The sequence below is a fragment of the Helicobacter apodemus genome (assembly GCF_003097575.1).
Lineage (GTDB): Bacteria > Campylobacterota > Campylobacteria > Campylobacterales > Helicobacteraceae > Helicobacter_D > Helicobacter_D apodemus.
The window spans coordinates 692,800-716,112 of sequence record NZ_CP021886.1 but is presented as its reverse complement, the minus strand read 5'-3'; the positions used below and the strand labels follow the sequence as shown (position 1 = coordinate 716,112).

At 32.8% G+C, this 23,313-nt stretch carries 21 protein-coding genes; 13 read left to right on the top strand and 8 right to left on the bottom strand.

The genetic code is table 11. The annotated features are described in order from the left end of the window. Nucleotides 1-165: 165 nt before the first annotated feature. A complete protein-coding gene (locus CDV25_RS03485) occupies nucleotides 166-1,815 on the top strand; it encodes an N-6 DNA methylase (RefSeq protein ID WP_239056415.1) in 1,650 nt (549 codons plus the stop codon). A 222-nt stretch (nucleotides 1,816-2,037) separates the two neighbouring features. On the opposite strand, the gene ychF is transcribed toward CDV25_RS03485, so the two are convergent. From ychF to CDV25_RS03455, 6 genes are all read right to left on the bottom strand, one after another. Continuing rightward, a complete protein-coding gene (ychF, locus tag CDV25_RS03480) occupies nucleotides 2,038-3,150 on the bottom strand; it encodes a redox-regulated ATPase YchF (RefSeq protein ID WP_108910786.1) in 1,113 nt (370 codons plus the stop codon). Between the two features lies 1 nt (nucleotide 3,151). After that, nucleotides 3,152-4,588 (bottom strand): leucyl aminopeptidase, encoded by a 1,437-nt coding sequence (locus CDV25_RS03475; protein ID WP_432805890.1) that lies wholly within the window; start codon nucleotides 4,586-4,588, stop codon nucleotides 3,152-3,154. Further along, a complete protein-coding gene (locus tag CDV25_RS03470) occupies nucleotides 4,567-5,157 on the bottom strand; it encodes a DedA family protein (protein WP_108910784.1) in 591 nt (196 codons plus the stop codon). Before CDV25_RS03470 ends, CDV25_RS03475 begins: the two co-directional genes overlap by 22 nt. Before the next feature lie 67 nt (nucleotides 5,158-5,224). After that, nucleotides 5,225-5,581 carry a methionine-R-sulfoxide reductase gene (locus CDV25_RS03465; RefSeq protein WP_108910783.1) on the bottom strand — a complete coding sequence of 119 codons (357 nt, stop codon included), beginning with the start codon at nucleotides 5,579-5,581 and terminating at the stop codon, nucleotides 5,225-5,227. 11 nt (nucleotides 5,582-5,592) lie between these two features. Further along, on the bottom strand, nucleotides 5,593-9,024 hold the full coding sequence (locus CDV25_RS03460) for a methionine synthase (RefSeq protein ID WP_108910782.1): 3,432 nt from the start codon (nucleotides 9,022-9,024) through the stop codon (nucleotides 5,593-5,595). Continuing rightward, on the bottom strand, nucleotides 9,021-9,590 hold the full coding sequence (locus CDV25_RS03455) for a DedA family protein (RefSeq protein WP_108910781.1): 570 nt from the start codon (nucleotides 9,588-9,590) through the stop codon (nucleotides 9,021-9,023). Before CDV25_RS03455 ends, CDV25_RS03460 begins: the two co-directional genes overlap by 4 nt. Nucleotides 9,591-9,801: 211 nt before the next feature. Between CDV25_RS03455 and CDV25_RS03450 the strand changes: the two genes are divergently transcribed. Beyond that, nucleotides 9,802-10,017, top strand: coding sequence for a hypothetical protein (locus CDV25_RS03450; protein ID WP_108910780.1), 216 nt, complete (start codon nucleotides 9,802-9,804; stop codon nucleotides 10,015-10,017). Between the two features lie 15 nt (nucleotides 10,018-10,032). Here CDV25_RS03450 and CDV25_RS03445 read toward each other — a convergent pair whose 3' ends face one another. Then, nucleotides 10,033-10,680, bottom strand: a complete 648-nt coding sequence (locus CDV25_RS03445) for a DUF305 domain-containing protein (RefSeq protein WP_108910779.1) — start codon at nucleotides 10,678-10,680, stop codon at nucleotides 10,033-10,035. A gap of 190 nt (nucleotides 10,681-10,870) precedes the next feature. Here CDV25_RS03445 and speA point away from each other — a divergent pair, with 190 nt between their 5' ends. The 4 genes from speA (at nucleotide 10,871) to CDV25_RS03425 (ending at nucleotide 17,872) form a co-directional block, all read left to right on the top strand. After that, nucleotides 10,871-12,724 (top strand): arginine decarboxylase, encoded by a 1,854-nt coding sequence (gene speA, locus CDV25_RS03440; protein WP_108910778.1) that lies wholly within the window; start codon nucleotides 10,871-10,873, stop codon nucleotides 12,722-12,724. Beyond that, entirely contained in the window at nucleotides 12,721-13,428 is a 708-nt protein-coding gene (cysE, locus tag CDV25_RS03435) for a serine O-acetyltransferase (protein WP_108910777.1), read from the top strand. The genes speA and cysE overlap by 4 nt, the downstream gene beginning before the upstream one ends. A gap of 274 nt (nucleotides 13,429-13,702) precedes the next feature. Next, complete coding sequence (tkt, locus tag CDV25_RS03430; protein ID WP_432805889.1) at nucleotides 13,703-15,628, top strand: transketolase; 1,926 nt, start codon at nucleotides 13,703-13,705, stop codon at nucleotides 15,626-15,628. Beyond that, nucleotides 15,629-17,872, top strand: coding sequence for a PD-(D/E)XK nuclease family protein (locus tag CDV25_RS03425; RefSeq protein WP_108910775.1), 2,244 nt, complete (start codon nucleotides 15,629-15,631; stop codon nucleotides 17,870-17,872). Here the strand turns inward: CDV25_RS03425 and CDV25_RS03420 are convergent. Beyond that, nucleotides 17,847-18,350 (bottom strand): DUF4149 domain-containing protein, encoded by a 504-nt coding sequence (locus CDV25_RS03420; RefSeq protein ID WP_108910774.1) that lies wholly within the window; start codon nucleotides 18,348-18,350, stop codon nucleotides 17,847-17,849. The genes CDV25_RS03425 and CDV25_RS03420 overlap by 26 nt on opposite strands. 53 nt (nucleotides 18,351-18,403) lie before the next feature. Between CDV25_RS03420 and CDV25_RS03415 the strand changes: the two genes are divergently transcribed. The 7 genes from CDV25_RS03415 to CDV25_RS10115 all read left to right on the top strand — a co-directional run bounded on the left by CDV25_RS03415 (nucleotide 18,404) and on the right by CDV25_RS10115 (nucleotide 23,313). Continuing rightward, a complete protein-coding gene (locus tag CDV25_RS03415) occupies nucleotides 18,404-19,159 on the top strand; it encodes a YaaA family protein (protein WP_108910773.1) in 756 nt (251 codons plus the stop codon). Between the two features lie 36 nt (nucleotides 19,160-19,195). Further along, the gene (gene fabG / locus CDV25_RS03410; RefSeq protein WP_108910772.1) at nucleotides 19,196-19,939 is read left to right on the top strand and encodes a 3-oxoacyl-ACP reductase FabG; all 744 of its coding nucleotides are present in this window, start codon (nucleotides 19,196-19,198) and stop codon (nucleotides 19,937-19,939) included. A gap of 80 nt (nucleotides 19,940-20,019) precedes the next feature. Then, on the top strand, nucleotides 20,020-20,253 hold the full coding sequence (acpP, locus tag CDV25_RS03405; protein WP_034554778.1) for an acyl carrier protein: 234 nt from the start codon (nucleotides 20,020-20,022) through the stop codon (nucleotides 20,251-20,253). A 70-nt stretch (nucleotides 20,254-20,323) separates the two neighbouring features. Further along, entirely contained in the window at nucleotides 20,324-21,559 is a 1,236-nt protein-coding gene (locus tag CDV25_RS03400; protein WP_108910771.1) for a beta-ketoacyl-ACP synthase II, read from the top strand. Between the two features lie 2 nt (nucleotides 21,560-21,561). Then, nucleotides 21,562-22,488, top strand: a complete 927-nt coding sequence (accA, locus tag CDV25_RS03395; RefSeq protein ID WP_034553618.1) for an acetyl-CoA carboxylase carboxyl transferase subunit alpha — start codon at nucleotides 21,562-21,564, stop codon at nucleotides 22,486-22,488. A 448-nt stretch (nucleotides 22,489-22,936) separates the two neighbouring features. Next, a complete protein-coding gene (locus CDV25_RS03385; RefSeq protein WP_238700743.1) occupies nucleotides 22,937-23,152 on the top strand; it encodes a hypothetical protein in 216 nt (71 codons plus the stop codon). After that, nucleotides 23,152-23,313, top strand: a complete 162-nt coding sequence (locus CDV25_RS10115) for a hypothetical protein (protein ID WP_162550416.1) — start codon at nucleotides 23,152-23,154, stop codon at nucleotides 23,311-23,313. The genes CDV25_RS03385 and CDV25_RS10115 overlap by 1 nt, the downstream gene beginning before the upstream one ends.

Sequence of the window (23,313 nt, the reverse complement as noted above, 5' to 3'; positions counted from 1 at the left end):
AATATGTAAGATTGTATAAAAATTTTTATAAATACAAATTGAATTTAAGGAAAATTTCTAAAAACTTTAGAATCTTTAAAGGAGCATTATTCTGCTTGCATTAGGAGAAATTTGTTATAATTTTACTTTTATTCCTTAAAAGTAGAGATGAAAAGAGGAAGATTAATGAAAGAATTGTTGCAAAATTTTCAATATATTCAAAGATATTCTAAAGATAATTTAGAATCTTTAAAAATCATTTTGCAATTTTTATTAGTCCATCAAAATATAAGTTTTAAAGATAAGCTGCTTAGTGTAAAAGAGAGGCAAATCCCAAAATCCTTTTATCAATATTTACAATCTCTAAATATAGAACCAATTTTAATTGATGAAAAACTAAATTGGAAAAAAATCTTACGAAGTTTGGGGGATCTCCGAGTTTCTTTAGAAAATATTGAGAGATTTATACAAGCTATTGCTCTACAAAAAACTATTTTGAAATTTTATGATTATGTTACTCCTATTGAGATTAACACTCTTATTTTAGAACTTTTAGAGATTAAAAAAGGAGAGAGTATTTATAATCCTTGTTGTGGTATGGGGAGTTGGATATTTTCCTTAAAAGAGTGGGGGAAGGATTGTATTATTTATGGTGAAGATATTAATGAGGAGCTTATTGGTATTGCAAAGATTCTTGCGTCTTTAGCGGGGGTTAGGGAATCTCATTTTCAAGTTGTCGATGTTTTAGATATTTCTTTTTCAAAAGATAGTAAAACCTTTGATAAAATCTTTTGCCACCCTCCTTTAACTCGGCAAAATCTGCCTAATTTTAAAGAGGATTTACGATTTATATTCTTAGACAATTATTCCAAAATAGCCCCTGAAATACCATTTTTAGCACATTCTTTAGCACATTTTAAAACAAAAGCAATTTTTATTATTCGCTCTGTCTTGTTATATAAAGATTTAGGTAAGAAATTTTGTAAATATTTGATAAGCAATCGATTATTAGAGTGTGTTATGGAGTTACCTAAAAATATTTTTCCTCACCAAATGGGAGAGTTTTGTTTATTGGTATTATCTAAAGAGAATAAAAAAATTCTTTTTATGGATTTTAAAAGTTTTTGTTTAAAAGAGGGTAAGTATAATAGAATTATTAATAAAGAGGAGATTTTAGATTTATATTTTTCTAAACAAAATGGAGCTTATTCCCAATTAGTGAGCTATGAGTTGCTCAATGAAAGTTATTTAAAACCCTCTTTTTATATGCAAGATACTTTGATGGATAACAGAGTAAAACTTAAAGAGTATTTGAAGGCTTGCTTTAGGGGACAAAGAATTGATACAAAAGATAATAAAGATTTAATAGAATGTTATGATATGGGAATAAAAGATTTTGAAGATTATGGTTTTACCAATACTTTTGGTGAATATAGCCTCAAAACAAGTTCTAAAAAGATACAAGATATTCGCTTATGCCCTTATGATATTTTATTAGCTATTCGTGGAGTGAATCCAAAGGTGGCGATTATAGGTGAGGAGATTAAGGATAAAATTGTGATTGCTAATGCTGGGATTTTGGTTTTACGATTAAGAGATTATGCTATTGCCAAAGCTTTATATTTATATTTCATCTCTAAAGAAGGAAGAAAATCTTTAAGTGAGATTTATCAAGATAATAATGAGAGAATAGGGGAGAGGGAGATTAGAAATTTTTGTATCCCTAATAATTTCTTAAAAGATTTTCAAGAAAAATTTGAAAATCTTTGTAAAGAAAGTGCATTCATAAAAATACATCAACAAAATATTCAATCTTTACTTGGTTTTAAAGAATAAGAAGTCATATAAGAGGAATTGTAGGGGTTTAAATGTTTGAGTTTGTAGGCATCAATATTAAAAATTAAGAAAGTGCCTTGAAACCAAACTTGCAAATCATCTAATTAATAAAAGATTTAAGGAATGATCTTTATAAGATATAAACAAAAAGAGTGAAAAATTTCTTTTTTGGTATTGAAAATTTATGCTAAGTAGATTTTAATAAGTTTTGTTTATAGAAGCTTATTTTGAAACATTAAACCTAAAATGTATAATATCGCCATCTTTTACAATATAATCTTTTCCCTCTGCCCGCATTGCTCCTGCTTCTTTTGCTTTAGCTTCTCCCCCATATTGTATAAAATCCTTATAAGCAATCACTTCTGCTTTGATAAAGCCCTTTTCAAAGTCTTGATGTATTACACCTGCTGCTATAGGGGCTTTATCGCCTTTATGGATAGTCCAAGAACGCACTTCTTTTACCCCTGCGGTAAAATAGCTAATTAAACCTAGTTTTTCAAAGCCTAGGCGAATAATGCTATCAAGTCCGCTTTCTTTAATGCCTAATTCTTGCAAAAATTCTTTTTGCTCCTCTTGTGTTAATCCTACGAGTTCTTCTTCTATTTTAGAGCAGATTTTGATAACTTCAGAATTTGTTTTTTTAGCGTAGTCTCTAAGGCTATTAAAAAACTCATTATCTTCTCTTAATCCCTCTTCATCGACATTTGCTCCATAAATAATGGTTTTATTGGTTAAGAATCTAAGCTCTTTATCTAAATTTATAAAGGATTCATTAGATTTTTCTTGAAAATCCCTTACAGCATTTCCCTCTTGAATATGTTTGAGTAAAGATTGAGCGATTTGTAAATCTAGTTTTGCTTTTTTATCGTTCCCACTTTTAGCGTTTCTTATTAATTTTTCGATTCTTTTTTCAAGCGTTTGCATATCCGCTAAGAGTAATTCTGTTTCAATAACTTCTATATCGCGTAAAGGGTTGATATTGCCTTCAATATGTGTAACATTAGAATCTACAAAGCAACGCACAATATGCAAGATGACTTCAGTTTCTTTAATATTGCCAAGAAATTGATTGCCTAATCCCTCCCCCTTGCTTGCACCTTTAACAAGCCCAGCAATATCTACAAATTCAATAACAGAGTGTTGAATCTTTTGGGGATTAACAATCTTTGCTAATTCTGCTAATCTCTCATCGGGAACAGGAACAATTGCTTTGTTAGGTTCAATGGTGCAAAAAGGATAATTAGCCGCTTGTGCGTTTTGGGTTTTGGTTAATGCGTTAAAGGTGGTGGATTTTCCTACATTAGGTAAACCCACAATCCCAATAGATAAGCCCATATTATGCCTTTTGTTTAACAAATTCTATGCAAGCTCTCACTCCAGCACCGGTTGCACCAAAGGGATTAACCCCCCAAGATTTTTCTACATAAGCAGGTCCAGCAATATCTAAGTGTAACCATTTTTGTAATAAAGATTCTGCGACAAATTCTCCTAAGAACATTCCTGCAGTTATGGCACTTCCATAACGACTTGATGGGATATTACAAAGATCCGCTACTTCAGATTTATAAAGCTTTTTTAAGTAAGGATTAAAAGGAAGAATACCTCCTAATTCTCCAGCACTAGAGGCTATTTTTAAAAAATCCTCTTTGAGTTTTGGGTTATATCCCATAATCCCCATTGTATAATCACCCAAAGCTACAACGCAAGCTCCCGTAAGTGTAGCTAAATCTATCAAAAAGTCAGGCTTTAAATCACTTGCATAGCTAAGACAATCGGCTAATACTAAACGACCTTCTGCATCAGTATTCCTAACTTCAATACTTTTGCCGTTTCGTGCAATTAAAATATCATCGGGTTTATAGGCATTCCCCCCAATCATATTTTCGGTTAATCCTAAAATCCCGTGTATTTCAGCCTCTATCCCAAGTCTTGCTAGGGAATCTACAATGCCAATAACCGCACAAGCTCCACTTTTATCCGCTTTCATTGTTGTCATATAATCGCTAGGCTTTAAGCTTAATCCCCCGCAATCATAGGTTAAGCCTTTCCCAACAAATACAAATTTCTTGAGATTAGATTTTTTTGAAGTTTTGGGTTTATAAGTTAAATGCACTAAATAAGGGTTATGGCAACTTGCCTTAGAGACTGCTAAGAAAGCTCCCATTTTTTCCTTTTCTAAAAACTGTGTATTATGCACCTTGCATTCAAATCCGATTTCTTTAGATAGGTTTTTTACAAAATTGACTATATATTCAGGGGTAGCTTCCATAGGTGGAGTATTGATAAGTTCCCTTGTGGTATTGACACTATTAGCAATGATTTGTGTTTGTGCTATGAGCGAATCAACAGCTTTTTTATCTAATGTTGGTGCGTGGATATAAACTTCTTTTAGATTGCTTTTGTTTTTTTCACTCTTAAAGGTGTCAAAAGTATAATTGCCAAGCAAGATTCCCTCGCAAATTTCTTTGATTTCTTGCAAACTTTGTGCTTCTAAGCTTATGGATTTGATTTTGAGTTTTTTAAGGCTCATTATAGCTTGTGCTAAGGAATCTCTTAAGGTATTTGGGAAGTCTTGTAGAGATTTGTCAATACCAATAACAAAAGTCTTATTCTCTGGAATAAAGATGTTTCCAATTCCTTCAAATCCTAGAAGGGATAGGGTATCCTTTTGCGTTTTGGTAAGTTGGGAGATTTTCTTATCTTTAATAAAAAGTATTTTTACTTCGCCTTTTTGATGACTATTTGAAATTTTCATTTGGTTTCTCCTAAATATTTTTTTCCAGCTTTTTGTGTAACTCTATGCAGATAATAGTAAATTCCTCCACCTAGCATAATGGCAAAAGGAATAGCAATATAATAGTGTTCCTTTCCATATTCTACCAGTTGTAATAGCTCCTCTCCAAAGAAATAAGCTAATAAAATCGTAATAGTTGCCCAAATAATAGCACTAATAAAATTAATAAGGGCAAAAGTTTTTGCACTATAACGTGTAATTCCAATACTCATAGGAATAACAGTTCTCATACCATATAAATAGCGTTGAATAAAAATAATAGGCCAACCATAACGTTGCAAAAGCAGGTGTGCAAGTGCAAATTTTCGTCTTTGGGTTTTTAATTTATTGTAGATTAGAGGTTTATTGTAGCGACCAATGTAGAAATAAACTTGATCGCCTACAAATCCGCCAAGTCCTGCTACAAAGATTGCAATAGGTAGGGACATATGTCCTGTATGGGACATAATCCCTGCCATTATAAGACCTAATTCGCCCTCTAATGTGCTCCAAATAAATAAGATAATATAGCCATATTCATGTAGCCATTGTATGAATAACTCTTCCATATTTTCCTTAAAGTTTAATAAAGCTGAATTCTTATTCCCGATTTTAGCAAAATTTCTCTTACAAAAACTAATTTTTTCTGAAATCTAACGAAATTGAATTTACACAATGCCTCGTGTTTTTTGGCGTAAAGCCTTCCCCTTTGAAAATATGCCCTAAATGTCCGTCACATTTTGCGCAAACTATCTCTACCCTCCTGCCATCGGCATCTAATTGCTCTTTGATAGCATTTTGTATGCAGTCATCAAAACTAGGCCAGCCACAGCCTGAATGGAATTTGCTTTCTGAAGAATAAAGCTCATTTCCACATTGTTTGCAGACATAAATACCCTTTTCAAAAAAGTTTTCGTATTTTCCGCTAAAAGGTGCTTCTGTGCCTTTATGTAAAATAACCCTTTGTTCTTCTGCGTTGAGTTTGTTAAACATTTTTTATCCTTTTAAATTGAAAAATATTTTGCCTCTTTGTGAGGCACTATTAGGGCTGAAGTTGTAGCTTCTGGAGTCATTTGGTAAGTTTGGGTAAGTGTTATGCCTAATTTTTCTGGTTTTAAGAGATTAAAAAGCCCTTTACTTAAAGCTAAATCCGGACAAGCGGGATAGCCAAAAGAATATCTTTGTCCCTCTTTTATGCCTAATCCTAATTCTCTCCTTATCCTAGCGTGAATAAAATCTGCTAAAGCTTCTGCTAAATCCATCCCTAAAGCGTGGGTGAGATAATATTTGTGGTATTTGGAATCTTTATAAAGCTGATCTTCAAAGGGAGTGAAATTTAGCCCACTTGAGACTAAATGTAAGGCGCAAATATCTCCTTGAGGGTTGAAATAATCCCCAAGGCATAAATAAGGTTTTTTGCAAGAGCGGGGAAAAAGAAAGGATTGAAAAGTAGAAAAATCTTTTTCTTGACTTAATTCTAAAATAAGCCCATCTTCTTTTTGTAAAGGCTCTTTAGTGCGGGTATAAAAATATCCATAAAGTACAATGGGTTCAAAAATCTTTTTTTCTAAAAACTCTTCTTTAAGGGATTGCAACATAGGTTCTAATTCTTTTTGCTTAAGGTGTAGGTATTCCTCTTTGGGTAGTTTGTTGTATCCCCATCGGTGCTTAAACAATAAATCTTTGTTTAAAAATTCAAAGACTTCATTAATTTCTTGAAGGTTGAGTTTGAGATTTTTTTCACCAAAAAAGGGGGGAGAATATGTTTGGTATTGGAAAGTTAATTCACATTTTAGAGGTTTTATAACCCTTTCTACTTCTTTACTTTCTTGCTTTTTAGCGAGTCTTTTTTGAAGTTTGGAATCTTTTTTAGCGTTTTTTTGGCTAGGTAGAGTTAAATCGCTAAAATTTCCGCTTTGGATAATTTGCATCGCCGCAACACTATCAAAGGCGTCTTTACAATAAAAAATAATACCTTCATAATTAGGGCGACAATATTCATCGACAAAAGCTTGATTTAAAGCTGCTCCACCTAGCATAATGGGGATTTTGATTCCTAGTCTTTTAAGCTCCTCTAAGTTTTCTTTCATAACAAGTGTAGATTTTACAAGTAGCCCACTCATTCCTATGCAATCTACCTTTTGCGTGTTTAGCACTTCTAAGAATTTTTCTAATTCTGCTTTAATACCTATATTAATCACATGAAAGCCATTATTACTTAAAATAATATCTACAAGATTCTTTCCTACATCATGCACATCACCTTTAACCGTGCCTATAACAATGGTGGTTTTGTGAGAGCTTGTTTTTTTAGGTAAAAATTCATTGAGATAATCCACGCTTTTTTTCATGACTTCTGCACTTTGCAAGACAAAGGGAAGTTGCATCTCTCCTGCACCAAACTTTTCCCCAACAATTTTCATAGCATCAATAAGAATTTCATTGACAATAATTTCTGGATTAATTTCTTCTTTAGCTTGGGGTAAGAGTTCTAGCATTGCTTTTAAATCCCCACTAATAAGATATTTTGCTATTTTTTCTTGTGTGCTAAGGTGGGAATCATTGTTTTTTGCTCTTACATTGAGATTATTCTTATTTTCAAAGTGTTTAATGAAGTTATAAAGGGGTTGGGAAGTTTTTTGGGTATTAAAAATTAAATTTTCACATATTTCTTTATCTTTTTGTTCTAATTGATTATAGGCTATGAGATGAGAAACATTGACGATAGCAGCACTTAAACCATTTTTTAATGCGTGATGTAAGAAAACAGAGTTTAAACAGATTCTCCCCTCTTTACTTAAACCAAAAGAAATATTAGAAAGCCCAAGGATAGTTCCTGCCTTAGGATAGAGCTTATTAATTTCTAAAATGGCATTGAGCGTTTGAATACCCGCATCAAAATATTCCTCATCACCACTTCCTATGGTGAAAGTAAGGGGGTCAAAAATAATATCTTCCTCCCTTAAGTTGTGGATAGTAATAGCCCTATCCATCATCTTTTTAGCACATTCAATCTTGCTTTTAGAATCTTTACACATTCCTTTTTCATCAATGGTTAAGCAGACTAATGCAGAGCCAAATTTCTTAGCTAATTGTGCGATGGTATCAAATTTTTCTATCCCATCTTCTAAGTTGGCAGAATTAATAATACATCTCCCACCAATGAGTTTTAAAGCGGTTTCTAAAGCTTTAATCTGTGTGGAATCTGGCATTAGGGGTAGAGGGATTTTGGTGCAATATCGGCTAATAAGCTCTTGCATATCTTTACTCTCATCTCTCCCAGCAAAAGCAACACTTATATCAAGGCAATGTGCCCCGCTTCTTACTTGCTCTACCCCTACACTTAAAGCCATTTCATAGCTCTCTTTTAAAAGAATTTCTCTAAAAGCCTTAGAGCCTGTTGCATTGGAACGTTCTCCAATGAGCAGGGGAGATGGAGTTTGTTTAAGGGAGTAGGTATTAAAAAGTGAGGTAATGCTTGGTTGGTAATTAGCTTTAGGTGGAAGAGGGGTTTTGCCTCTAGTTTTTTCCGCTAAAAGTCTTATGTGTTTAGGAGTAGTTCCACAACATCCCCCTAGTAAAGATACTCCATTAATATTTAAAAAATCTTTTTGAATCTCACTAAATTCCTCTGCTTCCATTGGATAATAAGTAATCCCCCCTCTGTTTTGGGGCAAACCTGCATTGGTGTGGATAGAAATAGGAAACTTAGAAACCTCACTAAGGGCTAATAAATGTTTTTTAGCTAAATCAGGACCCAAACCGCAATTAATCCCTAAAGATAATATATCAAAGGGTTCTAAAATGTAAAAGAGTGTTACAATATCTGTTCCTATTAGCATAGCACCATTAGTCTCAATAGTAGCGGAAACCATAATAGGAATCTCTTTTGCGATATTTTGACAAGCATTGATAGCCGCTTTAATTTGCAGGGGATCTTGTGCGGTTTCTAAGAGGATAATATCAGCTTTTGCTTCTTTAAATCCTTCTACACACTCACAATAGCCTAAAAACATCTCATCATAAGTAATATGCCCTAAGCTAGGGAGTTTTGTCCCAGGACCTAAGGAGGCAGCTATAAAAAGTGCGTTTTCTTGATGAGGTAATGTTGTATGGGTAGAGATACATTCTTTAGCTAGTTGGACTCCTAATTTTGCTATCTCTTTAGCCCTATCCTCTAGTCCATACTCTGCTAAAACCCAAGGCATAACTCCAAAAGTGTTTGTCTTTAGGATATTTGCACCTGCTTGTAAATAACTTGTATGGATTTCTTGAATAATAGAGGGAGCATAAAGGTTTAAGGCTTCGCTGCATCCATTGAGGCTTTCTCCTTTGGTATTTACTCCCCAAGTAGATACAGATTTTTTTTGTATTTCTGTCCCCATTGCTCCATCAAGAACAAGGACTTGATTTTTCATACATTCTTTTAGATTCATTGCCGTCCCCATTTTTTACTTACTTTACTAAGCCATAGCCATAAGCCCCCAAATAAGAGGATTATAAATAAAGGTGCAATGTAAGGATAATTAGAGAGAGTATCAAAGGTTTTAATGAGAATTTCTCCTAAGAAATATCCACAAACTCCAATACTGACACTCCAAATTATGGAACCTATGGCATTATAAAATATAAATTTCGTTAAAGGATAATTGGTCAGAGCTACTCCTAGTGGAACAAGGGTTTTAAGTCCATAAATATATTTTTTAATGATTAAAATCCACGAGCCATATTTTTTCATTAACAAATGCACTAAAGCAAGTTTTCTGCGGTATTTTGCAAAATAGGGCATAATGCTTTGTTTTTGATAACGTGCAAGATAAAAAAGTGCAATATCTCCTAAAAAGTTTGCTATACCTGCTATGATTAAAGTTAATGTTAAATCCATCTTGCCTGCATAACTTAATACGCTTGCACCTACTAAGGCAACAAAACCACCCCCTAAGGAGTATAAAAATAAGAGGATATAGCCATATTGTGCGATTAAATCAATAGTTTCTTGCATTAATATTCCTTATATAGTATTTAGATTTGTAAAATTTTTTTAGTATAGCAAAGGCTTGATAAAAAATAAAAATTAAGCCTTAAAATTTTATGATTTAATCCTTAGAGGCTTGCTATTCTTTATGCCTTATAGTCTTTAATAAAATAATATTGTTTTAAGGAGTTTTGAGATACAAATAGATTCTAAAATTTTTAAGAATAAGGAAGTAATTATGAATGTAAGTAGTGTGGGCTCTTATGGTGCTTATAATAATTATAGTTCAACCAATCAAGATAGTAATACTTTAAATACGCAAAAATCAGAAAATACACGACAAGCTAGAGACGATGCAAATAATCGTTCAATGGATACGCAAAATGCTCAAAATGGGGTAGGAAATAATGAACGTAATTCTAATATACAAGAGGGATTTAATATTACTGCTTAGATAAGGAATAGGAATTTATTCCATCCCTTTTAAGAGTTTTTGCATTTTTGCTATTTCTCTATTTTGTTCTTTAATAATATCCCTAGCAATTTTTATAATGTCTGCATCTTTAGTGATTTTTAAAATCTGTTCTGAGGCTACAACTGCACCTTGATGATGAGGTATCATACCCGCTAAGAAAGCTTTTTGAGGATTATTCTCGTGGATTTTATGCATTTTATCCATCATAGAAACCATAGCTTTTTGGCTTTCATTATAAAAGTATTCATAAGCTTTTTTATCGGATGTTTGGGGGAAATCTTTGTTGTTAAGTAGGGAGTTAAATAATATAATTTCTTTTTCTTGTGCTTTAATAATGTTTTTTGCGATTTTGCGGATTCTTGGATCTAAATTGGGGACTTTTAACACTGCTTCTGAAGCCAAAATTGCACCTTGATGATGAGGTATCATATTAGCTAAAAAGTCTTTATTGACATTTCCGCTCTTTATAGGGTTATTTTCCATCATAGGTTTATGCATAGAAGCCATAACATTTGTTGCAATATTATGTGTATTATGGGACATTTCTATAGATGAATGGGAATGGTAATGATTATGTGGATGTGCTAGAGAAAAGCTAGATAAAGTAGTTATCAAAATAAGTGAATAGGTAGTAGTTTTCATTTATGTATCCTTGTATGTATCCTTGAGAGAAATTTTTATTAATATTTTGGCATTTTTGCGTTTCAAAAATGTGTTTTGAGATGATAGTAAAATAAAGTTAAACAACAATTAAACAATATTTAAAGATGAAATTAATAACTTTTAGGAATTATGTTACAATATTTCCATATTTTGAATTTGAGGTATAGTTATGGTTGATTATGGTATTCAATATTGGGCAAATGATGATTTTTTTATTGAAGATGGTCGTGTTAAAGTGAATTATAAAAATAGTCCTGCGCTTATTGAAATTGTAAAGAAGGCTAGAGAGGATGGATATAGGGGTCCTTTGCTTATCCGCTTTCCCCATTTGATAAAAAAACAAATCGAAAAGATTTTTCAGAGTTTTGAAGATTCTATTAAAGAAAATCATTACAAAGGGGAGTTTAAGGCTGTATTCCCTATTAAAGTTAATCATTATCCTAATTTTATTTTACCCTTAATGGAATTAACGCAAAAACGTTGCTATGGGTTAGAAGCTGGAAGTAAATCAGAGCTTATTATTGCTATGGCATATACTAATGCTAATGCTCCTATTACGGTTAATGGATTTAAGGATAAAGAAATGATTTCTTTAGGTTTTATTGCTGCAAAAATGGGACACGATATTACCTTAACCATTGAGGGATTAAATGAGCTTGAAACCATTATTGAAGTAGCAAAGACTATGGGGAAGCCTTACCCAAAGATTGGATTGAGAATAAGACTTCATAGCACAGGGGCTGGAGCTTGGGCGAAAAGCGGAGGATTCCATTCTAAATTTGGTTTGAGTGCAACAGAACTTGTAGAAGCTATTGATTTGCTTAAAAAAAATCATCTTTTAGAACAATTTATGATGATTCATTTCCATATTGGGAGCCAAATTAGCGATATTTCACCTTTAAAGAAAGCTTTAAGGGAGTCTGGGAATATTTATGCAGAATTGCGAAAAATGGGGGCTAAGAATCTAAGATATGTGAATATTGGCGGAGGATTAGCTGTAGAATATACACAATATGAAAATCACCAAAACCGCAACTATACTTTAGCAGAATTTAGCGGTGATGTTGTTTTCACACTTAAAGAAATCGCTAAAAACAAAAAAGAGCCCGAGCCGGATATTTTCATCGAATCTGGACGCTATGTCTGTGCTAATCACGCAGTGCTTATTAGTCCTGTTTTAGAGCTTTTTTCACAAGAATATGATGAAAAAGCTTTGCGTTTAAAAGAAAAAAATCCTCCCTTAATTGAAGAGCTTTATGATTTATACAATAGTATTGTAGAAAAAACTGCCATTGAATATTTGCACGATAGTTTAGAGCATATGGAATCTCTTTTAACACTTTTTGATTTGGGTTATATTGATTTGCAAGATAGGAGTAATACAGAAGTTTTAGTGCATTTAATTATTAAAAAGGTGATTAAAATTTTAAAGTATAAAAATCATCGTGATATTATTAGGATTCAAGAACAAGTGCAAGAGAGGTATTTGTTAAATTGTAGTTTTTTTCAGAGCTTACCAGATTATTGGGGCTTAGGACAAAACTTCCCTGTTATTCCACTTGATAAACTTAACAAGCGACCTACAAGAAGTGCAAGTTTATGGGATATTACCTGTGATAGTGATGGAGAGATTGCATTTAATAAAAACACTCCTTTGTTTTTGCACGATATTGATGTGAATAAAGAGGAATATTTTTTAGGATTTTTCTTAGTTGGGGCTTATCAAGAAGTGCTTGGAATGCGACATAATCTTTTTACGCACCCAACAGAATTAAGTGTGGTTTTTGATGAAAAAGGAGAATATAGCATTGAAAATCTCTTAGAAGCACAAACGATTTTAGATGTATTAGATGATTTAGATTATGATACCAAAGAAATTGAGAGACGATTAAAGCAAAAGCTTGAAGAAAGTGAAGAGATACCTGATGATTCTAAAAAGGAAGTTTTAGGGCAACTTTATGTAATGCTTAGTGAGAATGGATATTTACGGACTATTTTTAAGGGTGAGGGGGCTATATTATGAATTATGCTACGACTTTATGGGGGACAATTAAAGAGGACTTTAAAGTAATATTAGAAAAAGATCCTGCTATTAATTCTAAAATAGAATTATTTTTTAATTATCCTGGATTAATAGCTTTAGTCCATTATCGTTTTGCGCATAGTCTTTATAATAAAGGCTTTAAAGTCTTAGCAAGGGTTATAATGGGAATTACACAATGGCTTACTAATGTTGATATTCATCCAGCTTGTAAGATAGGGCATAGAGTGTTTATTGATCATGGTATTGGGGTAGTGATTGGAGAGACTGCTGAAATTGGCAATGAAGTAATGATTTATCAAGGGGTGAGTTTGGGTGGTGTGAGTTTAGAGAAAGTCAAGAGACACCCGACTATTGAAGATTATGTGATTATTGGAGCGGGTGCAAAAGTGCTTGGGAATATTGTTGTTGGGGCTAATTCTAAAATTGGTGCAAATTCTGTCGTTATCCGATCTGTTGCTCCAAACTCTACGGCTGTTGGGATTCCAGCTAAAGCAGTGATTAAAGGGAATAGTGATGATTTAAATAAAATACCTGATATTAGTTATCAGCTTTTTTGCTATATTTATAAACGTTTAGAAATACTGCAAAAAGATTCCCAATTAAGCCAAGAAACATTAGAAGAAATCAAGGACTTAAATAAGACTTATAAAGAATTTTTAAAGATAATTCAGCAATTTTCTTAGATTTTTAAGTGATAGTTAGGTTTTATAGATTAAGTGTTGTTATTGTAAAATCCATTTTTTTAAATTTTGTAATAGGGACTTATTAGCCTTAAAGCAGGCATAAGTAGAGAATTAAATTTAGTGCTTAATAAAAGTAGATTATAAGAAAACTTGTTTTTTAATGAATAATAAGGTGGTTATTGCAAAGTTTTTAAAAGATATAAGATTTTTGCGAAAATGAGACTTTAAAAGCAAAATTTCAAAACTTGTTACTAAAGGTTCAAGATGAGGGGAGATAATGTTAGATAAAAATGAGATTAATGAATATCAGTTAATGGCAAATACTTTAAGATTCCTTTGTGCAGATATGGTGCAAGAAGCCAATAGTGGGCATCCGGGTGCTCCTATGGGATTAGCAGATATTGCTGTTACTTTGGGTTATCATCTCCGATTAAACCCTAAGAATCCTTTATGGATTAATCGTGATAGGGTGGTTTTTAGCGGAGGGCATGCAAGTGCTTTAATTTATAGTTTATTGCATTTATGGGGTTTTGATGTAAGTTTGCAAGATTTAAAGCATTTTAGAAAAATGGGTTCTAAAACCCCCGGTCATCCAGAATATAAACATACACAAGGAATTGACATTACTACAGGTCCTCTAGGACAGGGTATTGCTAATGCAGTGGGCTTTGCTATGGCGGGGAAATTAGCGAGTTTTTTATTAGATGATAAGCTTATTTCTCATAAGGTTTATTGTTTATGTGGTGATGGGGATTTACAAGAGGGTATTTCGTATGAGGCTGCCTCCTTAGCGGGATTGCATCAATTAAATAATCTGATTGTTATTTATGATAGTAATAATATTACGATTGAAGGGGATTGTAAGATAGCTTTTAATGAGGATATTAAAATGCGTTTTGCCGCTCAAGGTTGGGAAGTATTTGAAATTGATGGGCATAATTTTTTAGCCATTGATTTAGCCTTAAATAATGCAAAGCTAAGTGATAAGCCCTCTTTAATTATCGCTAAAACACAAATAGCCAAAGGTTCTATTAATCTTTGTGGCTCTCATAAAGCTCACGGAGCACCCTTAGGTGAAGCAGAGATAGAAGAATCTAAAAAAGCCTTAGGATTTAACCCCAAAGAGAAGTTTTTTATCCCTCCTTCTTGTGCTATTCGCTTTAGAAATACTCAAGAATTAGGGGAATTAGCTAATAAACAATGGCAGGAGATTTATGCTAACCATCCTAAAAAAGATTTGTTACAGAGGCTATTAAACCCAGATTTTAACGCTATTATTTACCCAACATTTAAAGAAGGGGGAAGTATTGCAACGCGTTCTAGCAATGGAGAGATTTTAAATGCTATTGCGAAGTCATTAGAAGGGTTTATTGGGGGGAGTGCGGATTTAGCACCTTCTAATAATACAGAATTAAAGGGTATGGGTGATTTCCCTAAAGGACGTAATTTTCATTTTGGCATTAGGGAGCATTGTATGGGGGCTATTTGTAATGGTTTAGCTAATTATGGGATTTTTTTACCCTTTAGTGCAACCTTTTTTGTTTTTAGTGATTATTTAGTCCCTAGTGTGCGGATAGCGGCTCTTATGAATAGTAAGGTATTTTATATTTGGACACACGATAGCATAGGCGTAGGAGAAGATGGTGCAACCCATCAACCCATCGAGCAATTAAGCCATTTTAGGGCTATGCCAAATTTAAAGGTTTTTCGTCCTGCAGATGCTAATGAAAATATCGCAGCTTGGCAATGTGCTTTTGAAATTGAGGGTCCTTGTGCTTTTGTGTTAAGCCGACAGAATCTTAGGACTTTAGAAAAAGTCCATAAAGAGGAGGTTAAAAAAGGTGCGTATGTAAAACAAAAATCTACAAAACCTCTTCGAGTTACCCTTTTAGCAAGTGGTAGTGAAGTAAGCTTAGCCTTAGAATGTGCTTTAAGATTAGAGGAGGAAAATATAGGAGTTCAAGTCGTAAGTGTGCCTTGTTTGGATTTGTTTTTGGAGCAAGATAAAAGCTATCAAGATTTTTTATTGCAAGGTAAAGTGGTTGTGCTTGAAGCTAGTCGAGGTTTAGAATGGGGGGCTTTTGCCGATGAGGTGATTGGTATAGATAGGTTTGGGGCTAGCGGTAAAGGGGAGGAGCTTTTTGCGTATTTTGGATTGAGTGTAGAAAATGTTGTAAAAATTATTAAAGGGATTTTATAAGTGAGTCTTCAAACCCTTTATTTGTTTTCTACTTCAAGGGCTATTAAATTTTTCTATCAAAATCATCAAGGTTTTTTGCCTAGCACCCAGAGTATTGGTGAGTTTTTGGAATTTATTTTAAGGGTTGAAAATAAAGTTAAGATTCCAGATTTTTTACGCCTTATTTATCTCTATGAAGCCATTAGAGAGAATCAAACTAAGAGTTTTGGAGAGTTTGCAAAGAATTTTTCACAATTTCTTTTAAATTCTAGTTTTTTTTTGAAGTTTTATGATGAGCTATGTGCAGAGTGTATAGTATTAGAACAGCTAGAGAAACTTGATATTTATGCCTTTTATGATGATCACTTGAAAGTATTAAAAGCTATTTTTAAAACCTATAAGCAAAAGTTAGATTCTAATGGATTTTTTGATAAATATTTTTTAGAGGATTTTAAAATTACTTTTGATCTTTTAAAAAAATATCATCAAATTGAAATTGCTTTAGATGGGTTTTTAAGTCGATTTGAAATGTTGGTTTTTGAGGAGATTTCTTTTTATAAGCCTGTTTTTTTTAAGCTTGATATTCAAGTTTTTAATCAAAAGTATTATGAAAATCTTTTTAATCTCTCTTTAGATTTTGGTGAAGTTATGGTGAAATTAGAATCTCAAAAAATAGAAAAAGTTTTTTTTAAAAAAAATAGTGATGATAAAGCAGGGGAGATTCATATTTTACAAACCCCAGATAGAATTACCCAAGTTGGGGCTAGTTTTATGCAAATTGATAAATGGTTAGCTAAGGGTATTACACCAGAGGAAATTTGTGTGATTTTACCTAATGAGGATTTTATTAAATATCTTCAGCTTTTTGATAAAGCAAGGAATTTTAATTTTGCAATGGGTAAAAAAATAACAGAAACTTCCCTGTTTAAGCTCTTATTAGAATCTTTAGAAAAATTTAAAGACTTAGAATCTTTAGAGACTTTTTTGGCAGAATTTAAAGAAGAAACCCAAGAAGATAAAAAAGTTAAAACAAGACTTTACGAAGTTTTAGAGAAATTTTATTGTGGGCTAAAATATCTCCATCATTTATCCCCAAAAGATAAGATAGTGGCTTTTCTTTTTATGCTAGAGCAAGAAAGTTTGGATGATGTGGGGGGAGGTAGAATTAGTGTAATGGGGATTTTAGAGACAAGGGGAATAAGGTTTAATTATGTTTTAATTCCAGAATTTATAGAGGAAAATGTTCCCGCTTTAAGCCATAAAGACATTTTTTTAAATACTACAATACGGCAAAAAGTTGGGTTACCTACTAGGGTAGATAGGGAGAATTTACAAAAATATTATTATTCGCAGCTTTTTAAAAGATCTAAAGAGGTATGGATTTTAACTCTTGATAATCAAGAGGATAAGCCCTCAAGGTTTTTATTAGATGAGAGGGTATTTTCGCAAAAACAAGTCTTAGAGGGTAATGTTTTAGCATTTGGGCAATATTTTTTGCGTGGGAGGGCGTTAAATTATCAAGAAGTGGAGATTATAGAGCCTTTAGAGCTTGAATTTAGTCCAACTAGTCTGGAGTGTTTCTTAACTTGTAAAAGGAAGTATTATTATCGCTACATACAAGGATTCAAAGAGAGAAAAGAGACTTTTAATATAGGAAGCAAAGTTCATAAGGCTTTGCAGGAGGGCTTTAGTGAGTTTTTAGAAAAAAGGGATTTTCAGCAAGTTATTCAAAAAACTTATGAAAGTTTAGAAATTTCTTTAAATCAACAAGAAAAATTTTTAAGCCAATTAGCTAAAAAATATTTAGAAGTCTTTTTCAAAAAAGAGGAAAAAAGATTGCGAGAAGGGTGGATACCTTTAGCCCTTGAGAGGGAGTTTTCTATGAAATTTTGTGGGATTCCTTTTTATGGGAAGATAGATAGGATTGATAAAAGGGGTGAAGAAATTTTGATTTTAGATTATAAATATAAAAAAGAAATACAATGCGATACCCTCAAAAATTATGAAAAATCTAAAGATTTTCAACTTGCTATTTATGCTTTAGCGGTCAAAGAATTTGGTTTAGGAGAATCTATTGAAGCTGCTTTTTATAGTATTTGCCAATCACAAATTGTTTATGAGGAAGTATTAGTGCAAAAGCAAGAATATTTATCCAAGTATTTAGCAGAGATTAAATCTAAGGCAAAAGCCATTTCTTTTGAGCTTACTTCCAAAAGGGAAGTTTGTAGAAATTGTGTGTTTATTTATCTTTGCAATCGCTATTAATAATCCTTAAAAGGCGATAAATAAAGAGTATAAATAAACTTGCCATAAGGGCTTTAAAGACTAAAACAGATTGATGATGCATAGTGGCAAAAGTTTCACTATAAAAAGATTCTTCCCCTAAACTTTGTGCTTCTACGATAAAGGGGGTGTAATAGAGGGTAAAAAGAAAAATCAAAATAACATTAATAAGTCCCAATAAAGGGGTAACTTTTTTTCTACAGACACTTAAAGTAAAGATTTCATAAATGAGGATATAGAGGGCTAAAATATTCAGGAGAACGTTAAGTTTTATGAAAATAGAAGTCATTAGGACTCCTGATTGAAATGTTGTGATTTCTAAATTTTTAACAATTTCTGCAGCACGAAAAATAGAAGAGGTTGCAAAAGCTCCACTTGCTAAACCTGCTCCTAGAGAGACAGCAATAAGCAATAAATAGAGGGTTAAAAAGTAGGGGCGGAGTTTAAATAAATGTTGCATAACTTAAGCCTTTAATGATAGAATTTGCCAAAATTATAGCATAAGGGTGCAAAATGTGGATTTTATTCTCACCTAGTGAAAAGAAAAGAACTTCCCATTCACAAGAAATACAAAGCAAAAAAGGGTTTTATAAGGATTTTTTAACCCCCAATTTAAAAGAAGTTTTAGATTCTTATCATGCTTTTTTAACAAGTGCAAGCGATGAAGAATTAAAGAGACTCTTAGGGGTTAAGAAGCTTAATATAGATGAAATAGCTTTATTGCAAAATATCTTTAAAACTCCGCTGTTGAAGGCTATTTTGCGTTATGATGGCGTAGCTTTTAGAGCCCTTGATTATGAAAATTTGCCTTTAAACTCTCAAGAATATATTGATAGGCAAGTTTTAATCTTTTCTAATCTTTTTGGTTTGTTGAGGGCTAATTGTTGTATTCCTTATTATGATGTAAAACAAGGGATCGGATTTTTGGAATTTGAGAGTAAAAAGTTTTATGCTAGTTATAAAGAAAAATATTTCCAATTTTTAGATAAAGAAAAAGAGATTTTAGATTTAAGGGCAGGATTTTATCAACAATGCCTCCCAATACCTCCTAAATTTTTAGTCTATGAGCCTATTTTTATAAAAAACCAAAAAAAGGTCAGCCATTATGCGAAATATTATCGGGGTATTTTGTTAAAAGAATGTGCAAATAAGAATGTAAAAACCCTAAGTGAGTTAGAAAATTTGCTAATTGAGGGATTGAAGATTCTTGATATAAAGAGGAATATAACTACTTCTAAAGTCTTTATTTATTATGAAGTAACCCCTTAATTTAGGTATAATGCATCTTTATTTTTAAGGATTATTATGAAGTTTTATGGTAAAAATGTTTTAATTACTGGTTCTAGTAAAGGGATTGGGGCTGATATTGCAAGATTGCTTGCACAAATGGGATTAAAAGTATGGATTAATTATCGCTCTAAACCCGAAGTTGCAGACAGTCTAAAAAATGCAATTGAAAAACAAGGTGGCAAAGCAGCTGTTATTTGCTTTGATGCTACTAATGAAGCACAATTTATAGAGGCTTTAGCACTTATTACTAATAGTGATGGGGAATTAGGTTATTTAGTTAATAATGCAGGTATTACTAATGATAAGCTTTCAATGCGTATGAAAGTAGAGGAATTTAATGCTGTATTAGATGCTAATTTACTCTCTTGTTTTATTGGTTGTAAAGAGGTACTTAAAATTATGCGTAAGCAGGGCTATGGCAGTGTTGTTAATATTGCTTCTATTATCGGTGAGATTGGGAATATAGGGCAATGTAATTATGCAGCAAGTAAGGGTGGTATGATAGCTATGACAAAATCTTTTGCCAAAGAAGGTGGTAGCAAAAAAATTCGCTTTAATTGTGTTACTCCGGGATTTATTCAAAGTGATATGACAAATAAACTTAAAGAAGAGATACAACAATCTTATATTGCTAATATTCCCTTGGGATGTTTTGGAAGCGGAGAGGAAGTAGCAGGAGCGGTTGCATTTTTACTTTCTGATTATGCAAATTATATTACAGGAGAAGTTTTAAAGGTTAATGGTGGGTTGTATATGTAGAAATTTGAAGTTTTTTAAGAAAAACTTAGCTACAATACATTCTTTATTTTAAATATTGAAAAAATTAAGGAGAATGCTATATGGCAATATTTGATGATGTAAAAGCTGTGGTAGTGGAACAATTAAATGTAAATGAAGGTGAGGTTAAATCAGAATCTAAATTTGTTGATGATTTAGGAGCTGATTCTTTAGATGTTGTTGAATTGGTAATGGCATTAGAAGAGAAATTTGAGATTGAAATTCCTGATGAAGATGCGGAGAATATTGCAACAGTAGGCGATGTGGTAGCTTATATTGAAAAGATAAAATCTTAAATTATATTTAAATAGTATGTCTTTTGGCATACTATAAAAAGTATTTTATTAAAGTTTTTAAGGGAGAAGTATGAGACGCGTTGTAGTTACAGGTATCGGAATGATTAATGCTTTAGGGTTAAATAGAGAGGATTCTTTTGAAGCTATTGTTGAGGGAAAATGTGGAATTAAAACAATCTCCTCTTTTGATATTTCTGAATTTCCTGTGAAAATTGCTGCAGAAATTACTAATTTTGATCCCGTTAGTGTAATGGATACTAAAGAAGTAAAAAAGGCTGATAGGTTTATTCAGCTTGGGATTAAGGCTGCTAAAGAAGCTATGGAAGATAGTGAATTTTTTGATTCACAAGGGGGTTTAGCTAGTAGTATTGATAGAGAACGTTTTGGCATATCTTCTGCTTCGGGTATTGGTGGTTTAGGAAATATTGAAAAAAATTCTGTGATTAATTTTGATAAAGGACCTAAAAGAATTTCCCCCTTTTTTATCCCTTCTGCATTAGTAAATATGTTGGGTGGATTTATTTCTATTGATTTTTCACTTAAAGGTCCAAACTTGGCAAGTGTTACGGCTTGTGCAGCCGGGACACACGGCATTATTGAAGCGGCAAAAACAATTATGCTAAATCAAGCCGATAGAATGTTGGTAGTTGCAGCGGAATCTGCTATTTGTGGTGTTGGCATTGGTGGGTTTGCTGCTATGAAAGCACTTTGTGATAGGAATGATGAACCGCAATTTGCTTCTTGTCCATTTGATGCTAAAAGAAGTGGTTTTGTTATGGGAGAGGGTGCGGCTGCCTTAGTTTTAGAAGAATATGAGATGGCAAGGGCAAGAGGAGCTAAGATTTATGCAGAATTAATTGGTTTTGGTGAGAGTGGTGATGCTAATCATATCACAGCTCCAGCTCCAGAGGGAGAGGGTGCTTACCGAGCTATGCGTAATGCTCTAAAAATGGCAAATGCTAAGATAGATTATATTAATGCTCATGGAACTAGCACAAAATATAATGACTTATACGAGACTTTAGCACTTAAGAAAGCTTTCAATGGTGATGTTCCTCCTGTAAGTTCTACAAAAGGTCAAATAGGGCATTGCTTAGGGGCAGCAGGTGGTATAGAAGCCGTTATTTCCATTATGGCTATGCAAAAGGGTATTTTGCCACCAACAATTAATCAATTACAAAAAGATCCAGAATGTGATTTGGATTATATACCTAATATAGCTAGGGAAGCTAATATTAATACTATTATGAGCAATTCCTTTGGTTTTGGTGGAACTAATGGGGTTGTTATTTTTAAGAAGGTGTAAGTTTGCCAACTTATTTGGAATTTGAAACAAAGATTAAAACACTTCAAGAGAGTATCACAACTGCACAGCTTAAAAATGATATTCACGCAATTGAGATTTTACAAAAGGATTTAGATAAAGAAATACATAAGGTGTATTCTAATCTCTCTGATTACCAGAAGTTACAACTAGCACGGCATCCTGATCGTCCTTACACAATGGATTATATTAATTTGCTTTTAAAAGATTCGATGGAAATTCACGGCGATAGGCATTTTAGTGATGATAATGCTATTGTTTGTTATCTTGGGAAAATTGATAATCAAAAGGTTATGGTAATTGGGGAAGAGAAGGGGAGAGGGACGAAAAATAAAATCCAAAGAAATTTTGGTATGCCAAATCCAGAGGGTTATCGTAAAGCTTTGCGAGTTGCAAAAATAGCAGAAAAATTTAATATTCCTCTATTAATGTTGATTGATACTCCAGGTGCTTATCCTGGTGTTGGTGCTGAAGAGAGGGGACAGAGTGAAGCTATAGCGAAAAATTTACAAGATTTTAGTGTTTTAAAGATACCAACAATTTCTATTGTTATTGGAGAAGGTGGAAGCGGTGGAGCGTTAGCAATTGCTGTTGCAGATAGACTTGCTATGATGGAATATTCTGTCTTTAGTGTTATTTCGCCTGAGGGTTGTGCGGCAATTTTGTGGAATGATCCTAGTAAAATTGAGAGTGCGACACAATCTATGAAAATTACTCCAGAAAGCCTTAAAGAAGCAGGCTTGATTGATGCGATTATAGAAGAACCAAAAATTGGCGCACATAGGGATAAGGAGATGGCGGCTAAGAAGATTAAAGAGTATTTTTTGACTTCTTTGCAAGAGATACGAGATGATAAGGATTATTTACAAAATCGTTATAAAAAAATAATGTCTTATGGGAGTTTTCAATAATTCCTAAGATTATTATTGTTGTTGGTGGTGCAAGTGGTTTTTTTGTGCCATTTTACTTTTAGAATTAGGATTGCCTATTTATCTTTTTGAGAAAAATAAGAATTTAGGTAAGAAGCTTTTAGCAACAGGTAATGGATGTTGTAATATTCATAATACTTATACACACACTTCTTGTTATCAAAGTAGTAGCTTTAATATGTAAGTTATCCAATATATTTTAGAAATTTTAGTTTTTCAGCATTTCAAGAGTATTGCAAACAAGTTTGGGTGGGTTTGCAATCTTTTAAAAGGATTTAAAATGCTACATTTTAGATTCAAAAAGGTTGTGAAGTGGCTAAGGCTTAGAATCTCTATAAAAATAGAGATCAAAGCTTAAGTCTTTTTACATCTTTTCCACTCCCTCGTGGGGTGGTTAAGTGTATTATAACATAAAAGTAAAGGTATAGCCATGAAAGATAAGAAAATGCGCAAAAAATCTACTTGTCTCACCAAGCAAATGGTTAAAAAGGGGTTTAAGCTACGCACTTGGGCTAAAGCTAAAGGTCTTAGTGATTCTGATTATAGCGTGTTATGTGATTTATCCAAAGGCATTACAAAAGGTAAATGGGGTAGAGCCAAAGAACTTAAGGAGATGCTAGAAAAAGAGGGATTTAAGGTTGCGTAATGGAAAATGAAAAAAGAATAGCTGGTTTTGTCGTGGTTTATTTAAATGAATTTGGGGAAGATGATGTTATCTTTTGCGATAGCTTGGAAGAGGCACAAAAGAACTCTGAAAAGATAGAAAAACAAGGTTATCCAACTAAAATTTTTAAAGAAGTGGTGTAA

Coding starts and splice junctions, on each gene's coding strand:
- CDV25_RS03400 (WP_108910771.1), top strand. CDS start 20,324: ATGAGACGCGTTGTAGTTACAGGTATCGGAATGATTAATGCTTTAGGG.
- CDV25_RS03465 (WP_108910783.1), bottom strand. CDS start 5,581: ATGTTTAACAAACTCAACGCAGAAGAACAAAGGGTTATTTTACATAAA.
- CDV25_RS03455 (WP_108910781.1), bottom strand. CDS start 9,590: ATGCAAGAAACTATTGATTTAATCGCACAATATGGCTATATCCTCTTA.
- CDV25_RS10115 (WP_162550416.1), top strand. CDS start 23,152: ATGGAAAATGAAAAAAGAATAGCTGGTTTTGTCGTGGTTTATTTAAAT.
- CDV25_RS03470 (WP_108910784.1), bottom strand. CDS start 5,157: ATGGAAGAGTTATTCATACAATGGCTACATGAATATGGCTATATTATC.
- fabG (WP_108910772.1), top strand. CDS start 19,196: ATGAAGTTTTATGGTAAAAATGTTTTAATTACTGGTTCTAGTAAAGGG.
- speA (WP_108910778.1), top strand. CDS start 10,871: ATGGTTGATTATGGTATTCAATATTGGGCAAATGATGATTTTTTTATT.
- CDV25_RS03385 (WP_238700743.1), top strand. CDS start 22,937: ATGAAAGATAAGAAAATGCGCAAAAAATCTACTTGTCTCACCAAGCAA.
- CDV25_RS03450 (WP_108910780.1), top strand. CDS start 9,802: ATGAATGTAAGTAGTGTGGGCTCTTATGGTGCTTATAATAATTATAGT.
- cysE (WP_108910777.1), top strand. CDS start 12,721: ATGAATTATGCTACGACTTTATGGGGGACAATTAAAGAGGACTTTAAA.
- CDV25_RS03485 (WP_239056415.1), top strand. CDS start 166: ATGAAAGAATTGTTGCAAAATTTTCAATATATTCAAAGATATTCTAAA.
- CDV25_RS03460 (WP_108910782.1), bottom strand. CDS start 9,024: ATGAATCTAAAAGAATGTATGAAAAATCAAGTCCTTGTTCTTGATGGA.
- CDV25_RS03415 (WP_108910773.1), top strand. CDS start 18,404: ATGTGGATTTTATTCTCACCTAGTGAAAAGAAAAGAACTTCCCATTCA.
- ychF (WP_108910786.1), bottom strand. CDS start 3,150: ATGGGCTTATCTATTGGGATTGTGGGTTTACCTAATGTAGGAAAATCC.
- CDV25_RS03445 (WP_108910779.1), bottom strand. CDS start 10,680: ATGAAAACTACTACCTATTCACTTATTTTGATAACTACTTTATCTAGC.
- CDV25_RS03420 (WP_108910774.1), bottom strand. CDS start 18,350: ATGCAACATTTATTTAAACTCCGCCCCTACTTTTTAACCCTCTATTTA.
- acpP (WP_034554778.1), top strand. CDS start 20,020: ATGGCAATATTTGATGATGTAAAAGCTGTGGTAGTGGAACAATTAAAT.